The 12780-nt window shown below is 60.8% G+C and carries 9 protein-coding genes, 1 tRNA gene and 1 pseudogene; 10 read left to right on the forward strand and 1 reads right to left on the reverse strand.

The genetic code is table 11. From position 1 onward, the window contains the following. The 8 genes and pseudogenes from KQH55_RS03420 to rplL all read left to right on the forward strand — a co-directional run. A pseudogene (locus KQH55_RS03420) lies at positions 1 to 87 on the forward strand (elongation factor Tu); the annotation flags it as partial. Between the two features lie 55 nt (positions 88 to 142). Further along, positions 143 to 218, forward strand: a tRNA-Trp gene (locus KQH55_RS03425). A 39-nt stretch (positions 219 to 257) separates the two neighbouring features. Continuing rightward, entirely contained in the window at positions 258 to 638 is a 381-nt protein-coding gene (gene secE, locus KQH55_RS03430; RefSeq protein ID WP_076785654.1) for a preprotein translocase subunit SecE, read from the forward strand. Between the two features lies 1 nt (position 639). Further along, positions 640 to 1197, forward strand: a complete 558-nt coding sequence (gene nusG, locus KQH55_RS03435) for a transcription termination/antitermination protein NusG (protein WP_013434764.1) — start codon at positions 640 to 642, stop codon at positions 1195 to 1197. Between the two features lie 141 nt (positions 1198 to 1338). After that, positions 1339 to 1770: a 50S ribosomal protein L11 gene (gene rplK / locus KQH55_RS03440; RefSeq protein WP_041753253.1), complete on the forward strand. Its 432-nt coding sequence runs from the start codon at positions 1339 to 1341 to the stop codon at positions 1768 to 1770. Continuing rightward, positions 1771 to 2466 (forward strand): 50S ribosomal protein L1, encoded by a 696-nt coding sequence (gene rplA, locus KQH55_RS03445; RefSeq protein WP_076785653.1) that lies wholly within the window; start codon positions 1771 to 1773, stop codon positions 2464 to 2466. Positions 2467 to 2776: 310 nt separating this feature from the next. Beyond that, complete coding sequence (rplJ, locus tag KQH55_RS03450) at positions 2777 to 3274, forward strand: 50S ribosomal protein L10 (RefSeq protein WP_076785652.1); 498 nt, start codon at positions 2777 to 2779, stop codon at positions 3272 to 3274. A 76-nt stretch (positions 3275 to 3350) separates the two neighbouring features. Further along, positions 3351 to 3731: a 50S ribosomal protein L7/L12 gene (rplL, locus tag KQH55_RS03455; protein WP_235090212.1), complete on the forward strand. Its 381-nt coding sequence runs from the start codon at positions 3351 to 3353 to the stop codon at positions 3729 to 3731. A 40-nt stretch (positions 3732 to 3771) separates the two neighbouring features. On the opposite strand, the gene KQH55_RS03460 is transcribed toward rplL, so the two are convergent. Further along, a complete protein-coding gene (locus KQH55_RS03460) occupies positions 3772 to 3975 on the reverse strand; it encodes a hypothetical protein (RefSeq protein ID WP_139337013.1) in 204 nt (67 codons plus the stop codon). Between the two features lie 124 nt (positions 3976 to 4099). On the opposite strand from KQH55_RS03460, the gene rpoB reads away from it, so the two are divergent. Then, entirely contained in the window at positions 4100 to 8212 is a 4113-nt protein-coding gene (gene rpoB, locus KQH55_RS03465) for a DNA-directed RNA polymerase subunit beta (protein WP_076785650.1), read from the forward strand. A 21-nt stretch (positions 8213 to 8233) separates the two neighbouring features. Beyond that, the gene (rpoC, locus tag KQH55_RS03470) at positions 8234 to 12484 is read left to right on the forward strand and encodes a DNA-directed RNA polymerase subunit beta' (RefSeq protein WP_076785649.1); all 4251 of its coding nucleotides are present in this window, start codon (positions 8234 to 8236) and stop codon (positions 12482 to 12484) included. Positions 12485 to 12780 lie beyond the last annotated feature (296 nt).

Below are 12780 nucleotides of genomic sequence, written 5' to 3' on the forward strand. Positions count from 1 at the left end.
ATCGCGATGGAAGAAGGCCTGCGCTTTGCGATCCGCGAAGGCGGCCGTACCGTCGGCGCCGGTGTCGTCGCCAAAATCATCGAGTAAGCCAGTTATTCGATGATCACGATAGGGGCGGCGGTTGCCGCCTCAACAGGGTTTTAGGGGTATAGCTCAACTGGCAGAGCGTCGGTCTCCAAAACCGAAGGTTGGGGGTTCGATTCCCTCTGCCCCTGCCACTACAGCGCCGCTTATGCGGCGCGTTCGTTTAAGGTGTTATGGCGAATCCATCCGTCGAAACTGTGAATACCGCAAGCGACAAGCTCTTGCTTGCGCTGGGCGTATTGCTCGTGATCGCCGGGATCGCCGGGTTCTACCTGCTGGGTACGCACGAGTGGTATGTGCGTGGTGCGGCGCTGGTGGTCGGCATTGCCGCGGGCATCGCGGCGGCGCTCGCCTCTGCGTCAGGCAAGGGTTTTATTGCATTCGCGAAGGACTCGTACCGCGAGGTGCGCAAGGTCGTGTGGCCAACCCGCAAAGAGGCTGGCCAGACGACGTTGGTCGTATTCGGTTTCGTGCTCGTGATGGCGATCTATCTTTGGGTTAGCGATAAGACCATCGAATGGGTCATCTTCTCGCTAATTCTAGGTTGGAAATGATATGAGCGATAGCGCAGCGTCATCGGGTGGAAAGCGTTGGTACGTCGTGCACGCCTACTCCGGTATGGAGAAAAGCGTGCAACGTGCGCTTCAGGAGCGCATTGAGCGTGCTGGCATGCAGGATAAATTTGGCCAGATCTTGGTCCCGACCGAAGAGGTCGTCGAGATCAAGGGCGGGCATAAGTCGGTCACCGAGCGCCGGTTCTTTCCGGGCTATGTGTTGGTCGAAATGGAAATGACAGACGAAACCTGGCATTTGGTGAAAAATACCGCCAAAGTGACCGGTTTCGTTGGCGGCGCACGGAACCGTCCGAGCCCGATCTCGCAGCGCGAAGTCGACAAGATCATGTCGCAAATGCAGGAGGGCGTCGAAAAGCCGCGGCCGAAGACGCTGTTTGAGGTCGGGGAGCTGGTTCGCGTCAAGGAAGGTCCGTTCACAGATTTCAACGGTAGCGTCGAGGAAGTCAATTACGAGAAGTCGCGCGTGCGTGTCTCGGTGACGATTTTTGGTCGCGCGACGCCGGTTGAGCTTGAGTTCGGCCAAGTTGAGAAGGTCTGATATGGGTTTCGTGCGTGACGCAACGCGTCACGCGGCAAAGTGTTGACAGCCCGCTTCATTGGCTGTTGAGGAGCGCTGGTACGGTTTGCCGGAAAGCGCGTTATCACTCACCAAACGCCAGGCGTTCACCCGAGGTTTCAAATGGCAAAGAAAATCATCGGCTTTATTAAGCTGCAGATTCCTGCAGGTAAAGCCAATCCGTCGCCGCCCGTCGGCCCGGCGCTGGGTCAGCGTGGCCTGAACATCATGGAGTTCTGCAAAGCGTTTAACGCGCAAACGCAGAGCCTCGAGCCGGGTCTGCCGACGCCGGTCGTGATTACCGCCTATGCGGACAAGAGTTTTACGTTCGTCCTGAAGACGCCGCCGGCAACCGTGCTCATCAAGAAGGCGGCGAAGGTCGACAAAGGCTCGAGCAAGCCGCACACGGACAAGGTGGGCAAGATCACGCGCGCACAAGCCGAAGAAATTGCCAAGACGAAGATGCCGGATCTCACCGCAGCCGACCTCGATGCGGCGGTTCGTACGATCGCTGGCAGCGCCCGTTCGATGGGCATTACCGTGGAGGGTGTGTAAATGGCCAAGGTTTCAAAGCGCCTGAAGGCACTGGAAGGCAAGGTCGATCACCTGAAGCTGTATCCCGTGGACGATGCGCTCGCGCTCGTGAAGCAATGCGCGACCGCTAAGTTTGATGAGTCGATCGATGTCGCGGTGCAGCTCGGTATTGACGCGAAAAAATCGGACCAAGTGGTGCGTGGCTCGGTTGTGTTGCCGGCCGGCACCGGCAAGAGCGTGCGCGTTGCCGTGTTCGCGCAAGGCGACAAGGCGGAGCAGGCAAAGGCCGCGGGCGCGGACATCGTCGGGATGGAAGACCTGGCTGAGCAAGTGAAGGCGGGTAATCTGAATTTCGACATCGTGATCGCGTCGCCGGATACGATGCGCGTGGTGGGTACGCTCGGCCAGATCCTGGGTCCGCGCGGCTTGATGCCGAATCCGAAGGTGGGCACGGTCACGCCGGACGTGGCGACCGCGGTGAAGAACGCGAAGGCGGGGCAGGTGCAGTTCCGTGTCGACAAGGCCGGGATCATCCATGCAACGATCGGCCGCGCGTCGTTCGAACCGACCGCGCTGAAGTCCAACCTTGCCGCGTTGGTCGACGCGCTGCAAAAGGCGAAGCCGGCGACGAGCAAGGGCGTTTATCTGCGCAAGATCGCGGTGTCGAGCACGATGGGCGTCGGTGTGCGCGTCGACTCGAGCACGGTTGTCGCGTAACGATCGATAACGCGGCGAGATGCGACGATGGTCGCGCTTCGCCGCACACAGGCTTTGGGCGGTTGTGTCGTTGCTGTGGGACGACGCAGCCGGTTGTCAAAGACCGTTGGCGGAAGGGTGGTTGTATCGCCTGACCTTAATCAGAAGCCAACGCAGATGGCGAACCCGAAACAGTTTTGCAGAATGGAAACCGGGCACTGTGACAGGTGTACCGGCGGAAATACTCCTAACAACCTCGGACGCCGTTTATGAAACGCGGTGCGCGACGTGGTCGGAACGACCCCTAGCGGACCGAATCTGGAGGTTAAACGTGCCACTCAATCGTGAAGATAAGCGGGCCGTCGTGGCTGAGATTTCTGCGCAAGTCGCGAAAGCTCAGACCATCGTGCTGGCCGAATATCGTGGGATTGCGGTTGGCGATCTGACCAAGCTTCGTGCGAAGGCGCGCGAGCAACAGGTGTACCTGCGCGTGTTGAAGAACACGCTCGCGCGTCGCGCGGTCGAAGGTACGCCGTTTGCCCCGCTCGCAGAGCAGATGACCGGTCCCTTGATTTATAGCATTTCGGACGACGCAGTCGCGGCAGCCAAGGTCATCCATGACTTTGGCAGGACCACCGACAAGCTCGTGATCAAGGCCGGCTCCTACGAAGGCAAGGTGATGGACAAGGCTGACGTGCAAGCGCTGGCTTCCATTCCGAGCCGCGAGGAACTGCTCGCGAAGCTGCTGGGCGTCATGCAGGCACCTGTTTCCGGCTTCGCGCGTGCTTTGGCCGCGCTGGCCGAAAAGAAGCAGGGCGAGGCGGCCTGACAGGCGGCCGGGCGCAAGCCCGGTTGGCCGCGGATCGTTGGCTGAGAATCCAAATTCCAAGTTAGGAGTATTTTAAATGGCAATCGCAAAAGAAGACATCCTGGAAGCCGTTGGCGCGATGTCGGTTCTGGAACTGAACGAGCTGGTCAAGGCGTTCGAAGAGAAGTTTGGCGTGTCGGCCGCTGTGCTGGCCGTTGCGGGTCCGGCGGGTGCCGGCGGCGGTGCTGCTGCGGCGGCGGAAGAGCAGACCGAATTCACGGTCAACTTGCTCGAAGCCGGTGCGAACAAGGTGTCGGTCATCAAGGCCGTTCGTGAACTGACGGGCCTGGGCCTGAAAGAAGCGAAAGACCTGGTTGACGGCGCACCGAAGCCCGTGAAGGAAGCGGTGCCCAAGGCTGCCGCTGAAGAAGCGAAGAAGAAGCTCGAAGACGCTGGCGCAAAAGCTGAAATCAAATAACTTTCGGCATTTTGCGCGAAGGGCTGGCGGTTTCGGACCGTCAGCCTTTTTGCGCTTTGTGAATCTGGCGGGCGCCATGCAGGTCGGGCACCGCGATGATCGCCAGAGAAGTCAAAGAAAAGGTCACCGTGCAGAGCACATGCCCTTTTCTTTGTCTTCTGAAGCGACTGCAGAAGGCAAGTTTGGTCGGGTAGCGGGCAACATGGGCATCCGCTGCCGTCAGCCAGCGGTTGGTAGCGGCCAACCACCAAGCTTCTTGGTCCGTTCGAGCGTTTGGACGGCCACAGGGTCTCAGTCGGTGAACACTCGGGCAATCCGGTTCACTGCTGTCGGAGCAATGAACCACCCCGCCGTGATTCGGAGATCGTATGCACTATTCCTTCACCGAGAAGAAGCGTATTCGCAAGAGTTTCGCGAAGCGCCCCATCGTTCACCCGGTTCCTTTCCTACTGGCCACCCAGCTTGAATCATTCAGCACTTTCCTGCAAGCGGATGTGCCTGCCACGCAACGCAAGCCGGAAGGGCTGCAGGCTGCGTTCACATCGGTCTTCCCGATTGTCTCGCACAATGGCTTTGCTCGGCTCGAGTTCGTCAGCTATGCGCTGTCGTCGCCGGCGTTCGACGTCAAAGAGTGCCAGCAGCGCGGCTTGACCTATTGCTCCGCGTTGCGGGCAAAAGTTCGCCTGGTGATCCTCGACAAGGAATCGCCGACTAAGCCGGTCGTCAAAGAAGTTAAGGAGCAGGAAGTGTACATGGGCGAGATTCCGCTCATGACGCCGACCGGCTCGTTCGTGATCAATGGCACCGAGCGCGTGATCGTCTCGCAGTTGCACCGCTCGCCGGGCGTGTTCTTCGAGCACGACAAGGGCAAGACGCACAGCTCGGGCAAGCTGTTGTTCTCGGCGCGCATCATCCCATACCGCGGCTCGTGGCTGGACTTCGAGTTCGACCCGAAGGACATTCTGTACTTCCGTGTCGACCGTCGCCGCAAGATGCCGGTGACGATTCTGTTGAAGGCCATCGGCTTGACGCCTGAGCAGATCCTGGCGAATTTCTTCGTGTTCGACAACTTCACGTTGATGAACGAAGGCGCGCAGATGGAATTCGTGCCGGAGCGGCTGCGCGGCGAGGTCGCGCGCTTTGACATCGCCGACCGGGACGGCAAGGTTATTGTCCAGAAGGACAAGCGGATCAACGCGAAGCACATCCGCGACCTCGAGAATGCGAAGACGAAGTACATCTCGGTGCCGGAGGACTACCTGATCGGTCGTGTCCTCGCGAAAAACGTGATCGACGCGGACACCGGCGAAGTGATCGCCAATGCGAATGACGAGATCACCGAGAGTGTGCTCGAGAAGCTGCGCGAAGCGAGCGTGAACGAAATCCAGACGTTGTATACGAACGATCTGGATCAGGGTCCGTACATCTCGTCGACGCTGCGTATCGACGAGACCACCGACAAGACTGCTGCGCGCATCGCGATCTACCGGATGATGCGGCCGGGTGAGCCGCCGACGGAGGAAGCGGTCGAGGCGTTGTTCAACCGTCTGTTCTATAGCGAGGATGCGTACGATCTGTCGAAGGTCGGTCGCATGAAATTTAATCGCCGCGTCGGTCGTGACGAGATTCACGGCCCGATGACACTGACCGACGATGACATCCTCGCGGCGATTAAGATTCTGGTCCAGTTGCGCAATGGCAAGGGCGAGGTCGACGATATCGACCACCTCGGCAACCGCCGCGTGCGCTGTGTCGGCGAGCTGGCCGAAAACCAGTTCCGTGCTGGCCTAGTGCGCGTGGAGCGGGCGGTGAAAGAGCGTCTTGGCCAGGCCGAGAGCGAGAACCTGATGCCGCACGACCTGATCAACTCGAAGCCGATTTCGTCGGCGATTCGCGAGTTCTTCGGCTCGTCGCAGCTGTCGCAGTTTATGGACCAGACCAACCCGCTGTCGGAGATCACGCACAAGCGGCGTGTGTCCGCGCTGGGACCGGGCGGCTTGACGCGTGAGCGTGCTGGCTTCGAGGTGCGCGACGTGCACCCGACCCACTACGGCCGCGTGTGTCCGATCGAAACGCCGGAAGGTCCGAACATCGGCCTGATCAACTCGCTCGCGCTGTACGCGCACCTGAACGAATACGGCTTCCTCGAGACGCCGTACCGGAAGGTGATCGACGGCAAGGTGACCGACCAAATCGACTACCTGTCTGCGATCGAGGAAGGTCGGTACGTGATCGCGCAGGCGAATGCGGCGATCGACGACGAAGGCAAGCTGATTGACGAGCTGGTTTCAGCCCGCGAAGCTGGCGAAACGCTGATGGTCACGCCGGACCGGATCCAATATATGGACGTCGCACCGTCGCAGATTGTGTCGGTGGCCGCCTCGCTGATTCCGTTCCTCGAGCACGATGACGCAAACCGTGCATTGATGGGTTCGAACATGCAGCGGCAGGCGGTGCCTTGCCTGCGACCGGAAAAAGCGGTGGTTGGCACCGGTATCGAGCGTACGACCGCGGTGGACTCCGGCACGACGGTGCAGGCGTTCCGCGGTGGCGTGGTCGACTATGTTGACGCGGGTCGCGTGGTGATTCGCGTGAACGATGACGAAGCGGTGGCGGGTGAGGTCGGCGTCGACATCTACAATCTGATCAAATACACGCGCTCGAACCAGAACACGAACATCAACCAGCGCCCGATCGTGAAGGTCGGCGACCGTGTCGCGCGTGGCGACGTGATCGCCGATGGTGCATCGACGGACCTGGGCGAGCTCGCGCTCGGCCAGAACATGCTGGTCGCGTTCACGCCGTGGAACGGCTACAACTTCGAGGACTCGATCCTGATCTCCGAGCGCGTCGTCGCCGACGACCGTTATACGTCGATCCACATCGAGGAGCTCAATGTCGTGGCGCGCGACACGAAGCTCGGGCCGGAAGAAATCACGCGCGACATCTCGAACCTGGCTGAAGTACAGCTGGGCCGCCTGGACGAATCGGGCATCGTCTACATCGGCGCCGAAGTCGAAGCGGGCGACGTGCTGGTCGGCAAGGTGACGCCGAAGGGCGAGACGCAACTGACGCCGGAAGAAAAGCTGCTGCGCGCGATCTTTGGCGAGAAGGCATCCGATGTGAAGGATACGTCGCTGCGCGTGCCGTCGGGCATGACCGGCACCGTGATCGACGTGCAAGTATTTACGCGCGAAGGGATCCAGCGCGATAAGCGTGCACAGCAGATCATCGATGACGAACTCAAGCGCTATCGGCTGGATTTGAACGACCAGTTGCGCATCGTCGAAGGCGACGCATTCGAGCGGCTGGCGCGGATGTTCGACGGTAAGATTGCGAACGGCGGTCCGAAGAAGCTGGCGAAGGGCGCGAAGATCACGCGCGAATACTTGGATGACCTCGACCATTATCACTGGTTCGACATCCGGCTGGCCGACGAGGACGCAGCGGCGCAACTGGAAGCGATCAAGGAATCGATCGAGCAAAAACGCCATCAGTTTGACCTCGCGTTCGAGGAAAAGCGCAAGAAGCTCACGCAAGGCGATGAACTGCCCCCGGGCGTGCTGAAGATGGTCAAGGTGTACCTGGCGGTCAAGCGCCGCTTGCAGCCGGGCGACAAGATGGCGGGCCGCCACGGGAATAAGGGTGTTGTCTCCAAGATCGTTCCGGTTGAAGACATGCCATACATGGCGGACGGCCGTCCGTGCGATGTCGTGCTGAATCCGCTAGGCGTGCCGTCGCGGATGAACGTCGGCCAGATTCTCGAGACCCACTTGGGCTGGGCCGCAAAGGGCTTGGGTTGGCGTATCGGCGAAATGCTGCAAGCCAAGAAAGCGACGCTAGTGCAGGATCTGCGATCGTTCCTGACAAAGGTCTATAACGAATCGGGTCATCCGGAGTCGATCGACGAAATGTCCGATGATGAAATCGTCGAGCTTGCGCAGAACCTGAAGGAAGGCGTGCCGTTCGCGACGCCGGTGTTTGACGGCGCGCACGAGAAAGAGATTTCGCGCATGCTCGATCTCGCGTTCCCAGATGAGGTGGCGCAGCAGCTTGGGATGACGAAGTCGAAGAACCAGGTGACGCTGTACGACGGGCGCACGGGCGAGGCGTTCGAACGCCCGGTGACGGTCGGCTACATGCACATGCTGAAGCTGCACCACCTGGTCGACGACAAGATGCACGCGCGCTCGACCGGCCCATACTCGCTGGTGACGCAGCAGCCGTTGGGCGGCAAGGCGCAGTTCGGCGGTCAGCGCTTCGGGGAAATGGAAGTGTGGGCGCTTGAGGCGTATGGCGCATCGTATGTGTTGCAAGAAATGCTGACGGTGAAGTCGGACGACGTGACGGGGCGCACGAAGGTGTACGAGAACCTCGTGAAGGGCGACCACGTGATCGACGCGGGGATGCCGGAGTCGTTCAACGTGCTGGTGAAGGAAATCCGGTCGCTCGGTATCGATATCGACCTGGACCGGAACTAATCGGACTACTGGAGAGAAGCGATGAAAGCTTTGCTCGATCTATTCAAGCAAGTCCAACAAGAAGAAATTTTTGATGCGATCAAGATCGGTCTGGCCTCGCCGGACAAGATCCGGTCGTGGTCGTTTGGTGAAGTGAAGAAGCCGGAGACCATCAACTACCGCACGTTCAAGCCGGAGCGCGATGGTTTGTTCTGCGCGAAGATCTTCGGCCCAATTAAGGACTACGAGTGCCTGTGCGGCAAGTACAAGCGCTTGAAGCACCGCGGCGTAATCTGCGAGAAGTGTGGCGTTGAGGTGACGCTCGCGAAGGTGCGCCGCGAGCGCATGGGCCATATCGAGCTTGCCTCGCCGGTCGCGCACATTTGGTTCCTGAAGTCGCTGCCGTCGCGCCTGGGCATGGTGCTCGACATGACATTGCGCGACATCGAGCGCGTGCTGTACTTCGAAGCCTATGTCGTGATCGATCCGGGCATGACGCCGCTCAAGGCGCGGCAGATCATGACCGAAGAGGATTACTACAATAAGGTCGAGGAGTACGGTGATGAGTTCCGCGCCGAAATGGGCGCGGAAGGGGTGCGCGAGCTGCTGCGCTCGATCGACATCGATGCGCAGGTCGAGCAGCTTCGCACCGAGCTGAAGAACACCGGCTCCGAAGCGAAGATTAAGAAGTACGCGAAGCGCTTGAAGGTGCTCGAGGCATTCCAGCGTTCAGGCATCAAGCCGGACTGGATGATTCTCGAGGTGTTGCCGGTGCTGCCGCCGGAGTTGCGTCCGCTGGTGCCGCTGGACGGCGGCCGGTTCGCGACGTCGGACCTGAACGACCTGTATCGTCGTGTGATCAACCGTAACAACCGGTTGAAGCGTCTGCTTGAACTGAAGGCGCCCGAGATCATCGTGCGCAACGAAAAGCGGATGTTGCAGGAAGCGGTCGACTCGTTGCTCGACAATGGGCGCCGCGGCAAGGCGATGACCGGCGCCAATAAGCGACCGCTGAAGTCGCTTGCCGACATGATCAAGGGCAAGGGCGGCCGCTTCCGCCAGAACCTGCTCGGCAAGCGCGTCGACTACTCGGGCCGCTCGGTGATCGTCGTCGGTCCGACGCTCAAGCTCCACCAGTGTGGCCTGCCGAAGTTGATGGCGCTCGAGTTGTTCAAGCCGTTCATCTTCAACAAACTTGAGGTGATGGGCGTCGCGACGACGATCAAGGCGGCAAAGAAGGAAGTTGAAAGCCAGACGCCGGTCGTGTGGGACATCCTCGAAGAGGTGATCCGCGAGCACCCGGTGATGCTGAACCGCGCGCCGACGCTGCACCGTCTGGGGATCCAGGCGTTCGAGCCGGTGCTGATCGAAGGCAAGGCAATCCAACTGCACCCGCTTGTGTGCGCGGCGTTCAACGCCGACTTCGACGGCGACCAGATGGCCGTGCACGTACCGCTGTCGCTTGAAGCGCAGATGGAGGCGCGCACGCTGATGCTCGCGTCCAACAACGTGTTGTTCCCGGCCAACGGCGATCCGTCGATCGTGCCGTCGCAAGATATCGTGCTGGGTCTGTACTACGCGACGCGCGAAGCGATCAATGCGAAGGGTGAAGGGATGACCTTCACCGGCGTGAGCGAAGTCCTGCGAGCATATGAGAACAAAGAAGTGGAGTTGGCCTCGCGCGTGAACGTGCGGATCACCGAGATGGTGGTCAACGAGGATCGCTCCGACGGTGCGCCGAAGTTTGTGCCGAAGGTCTCGCTGTATGCGACCACCGTTGGCCGTGCGATCTTGTCGGAGATCCTGCCGCCGGGTTTGCCGTTCAGCGTACTAAACAAACCGCTGAAGAAGAAGGAGATCTCGCGGCTAATTAACACGGCCTTCCGCCGTTGCGGCCTGCGCGAGACAGTGATCTTCGCTGACCAGCTGATGCAGTCCGGATTCCGGCTGGCCACGCGTGCCGGGATCTCGATCTGCGTCGACGACATGCTCGTGCCGCCGCAAAAGGAAACGATCGTGGGCGAGGCCGCCAAAAAGGTCAAGGAATACGATCGCCAGTACATGTCGGGCCTGGTCACCGCGCAGGAACGCTACAACAACGTGGTTGACATCTGGTCGGCGACGTCCGAGTCGGTCGGCAAGGCGATGATGGAGCAGCTGTCGACCGAACCGGTGGTAGACCGCGGCGGCAACGAGACGCGCCAGGAGTCGTTCAACTCGATCTACATGATGGCGGACTCCGGTGCCCGTGGTTCGGCGGTGCAGATTCGCCAATTGGCGGGCATGCGTGGGCTGATGGCCAAGCCGGATGGCTCGATCATTGAGACGCCGATTACCGCGAACTTCCGCGAAGGCCTGAACGTGCTGCAGTACTTCATCTCGACGCACGGCGCACGTAAAGGCTTGGCGGATACCGCGTTGAAGACGGCGAACTCGGGCTATCTGACCCGTCGTTTGGTTGACGTGACGCAGGACCTCGTGGTGGTCGAGGACGATTGCGGCACCAGCCAGGGCGTGGCAATGAAGGCGCTGGTCGAAGGCGGTGAAGTCGTCGAGGCCCTGCGCGACCGGATTCTCGGCCGCGTCGCGGTGGCCGACGTCGTCGATCCGGAAACCCAGGAGACACTGTACGAATCGGGCACGCTGCTGGACGAAACCGCAGTCGAGGAAATCGAGCGCCTCGGTATCGATGAAGTGCGCGTGCGCACGCCGTTGACCTGCGAAACGCGCTACGGGTTGTGCGCGAAGTGCTATGGTCGCGACTTGGGACGTGGCTCGCTGGTGAACGTGGGCGAGGCGGTCGGCGTGATCGCCGCGCAGTCGATCGGCGAGCCGGGTACGCAGCTGACGATGCGCACTTTCCACATCGGTGGCGCGGCTTCGCGCGCGGCGGTGGCCTCTAGCGTCGAGGCGAAGTCCAATGGTACCGCGCGCTTCACCGCGACGATGCGCTATGTCACGAACGCGAAGGGCGAGCAGATCGTCATTTCGCGCTCCGGCGAAGTGGTCATCGCGGACGATCACGGCCGCGAGCGCGAACGCCATAAGATTCCGTACGGTGCGACGCTGCTGCAGCTGGACGGCGTGCAGATCAAGGCCGGTACGCAGCTCGCGACGTGGGACCCGATGACGCGTCCGATCATCACCGAGTACGGTGGCACGGTGAAGTTCGAGAACGTCGAAGAGGGCGTGACCGTCGCGAAGCAGATCGACGAAGTGACCGGCCTGTCAACGCTCGTCGTGATCGACTCCAAGCGCCGCGGCTCGCAGTCGTCCAAGAGCGTGCGTCCGCAAGTGAAGCTGCTCGATGCGACCGGCGATGAAGTGAAGATTCCGGGAACCGAGCATGCGGTGCAGATCGGCTTCCAGGTCGGTGCGCTGATCACGGTAAAGGATGGTCAGCAAGTCCAAGTCGGTGAAGTGCTGGCGCGGATTCCGACCGAGTCGCAGAAGACGCGTGACATTACCGGCGGTCTGCCACGGGTTGCCGAGTTGTTCGAGGCGCGTTCGCCGAAGGATGCGGGCATCCTGGCGGAAGTCACCGGGACGGTGTCGTTTGGCAAGGACACGAAGGGCAAGCAGCGCCTGGTCATCACGGATCTGGACGGCAATCAGCACGAATTCCTGATCGCGAAGGAAAAGCAGGTGCTTGTGCACGATGGCCAGGTTGTCAACAAGGGCGAGATGATCGTGGACGGGCCGGCTGATCCGCACGACATCCTACGCTTGCAGGGCGTCGAAGCGCTGTCGCGCTACATCGTCGATGAAGTGCAAGACGTGTATCGTTTGCAGGGCGTGAAGATCAACGACAAGCACATTGAAGTGATCGTGCGCCAGATGCTGCGCCGCGTGCAAATCGTCGACAACGGCGATACGCGGTTCATCCCGGGCGAACAAGTCGAGCGTTCCGACATGCTCGACGAGAATGACCGGATGATCGCGGAAGACAAGCGGCCGGCAACCTACGAGAACGTGCTGCTGGGTATCACGAAGGCGTCGCTGTCGACCGATTCGTTCATCTCGGCTGCCTCGTTCCAGGAGACGACGCGCGTGCTGACCGAAGCCGCGATCATGGGCAAGCGCGACGACCTGCGTGGCCTGAAGGAGAACGTGATCGTCGGTCGCCTGATCCCGGCCGGTACGGGGCTTGCGTTCCACAAGGCGCGCAAGAGCAAGGAGACGGCGGATCGCGAGCGTTTCGAGCAGATTGCGGCAGAGGAAGAGCACGCGAGCCCATTCGACTTCGCCACGCCGGAAACGCCGGTCGAGCATCCGCATTCGGGAAACGAGTGACGCATGCTGCCGGCGACAGGTTGCGGCGCCGGCAGCCTCTTGTGACCGCATGACAGCGTGCCCGGCTAGGCACCGCGTGTTGGCAGACTGTCAGCCTGCGGCGCCCGATGGCTGAACACTGAACCCCACGTACGAGAGTGCGTGGGGTTTTGTCTTTATGTGGATCAAAGGAGCGTTCAGCGGTTGGAGATTAGAGGCAAGAGGCAGGGGGCAGGGGGCAGGAGGTAGGAGGTAGGAGGTAGGAGGTAGGAGGCAGGAGGTAGGAGGCAGGAGGCAGGAGGTAGGAGGCAGGAGGC

It is taken from the genome of Mycetohabitans sp. B3, assembly GCF_021498065.1.
Classification (GTDB): domain Bacteria; phylum Pseudomonadota; class Gammaproteobacteria; order Burkholderiales; family Burkholderiaceae; genus Mycetohabitans.

Excerpts from the sequence above, each read along its gene's own strand:
- rpoB (WP_076785650.1), top strand. The coding sequence starts at position 4,100 with ATGCACTATTCCTTCACCGAGAAGAAGCGTATTCGCAAGAGTTTCGCG.
- rplK (WP_041753253.1), top strand. The coding sequence starts at position 1,339 with ATGGCAAAGAAAATCATCGGCTTTATTAAGCTGCAGATTCCTGCAGGT.
- rplL (WP_235090212.1), top strand. The coding sequence starts at position 3,351 with ATGGCAATCGCAAAAGAAGACATCCTGGAAGCCGTTGGCGCGATGTCG.
- nusG (WP_013434764.1), top strand. The coding sequence starts at position 640 with ATGAGCGATAGCGCAGCGTCATCGGGTGGAAAGCGTTGGTACGTCGTG.
- rpoC (WP_076785649.1), top strand. The coding sequence starts at position 8,234 with ATGAAAGCTTTGCTCGATCTATTCAAGCAAGTCCAACAAGAAGAAATT.
- rplA (WP_076785653.1), top strand. The coding sequence starts at position 1,771 with ATGGCCAAGGTTTCAAAGCGCCTGAAGGCACTGGAAGGCAAGGTCGAT.
- secE (WP_076785654.1), top strand. The coding sequence starts at position 258 with ATGGCGAATCCATCCGTCGAAACTGTGAATACCGCAAGCGACAAGCTC.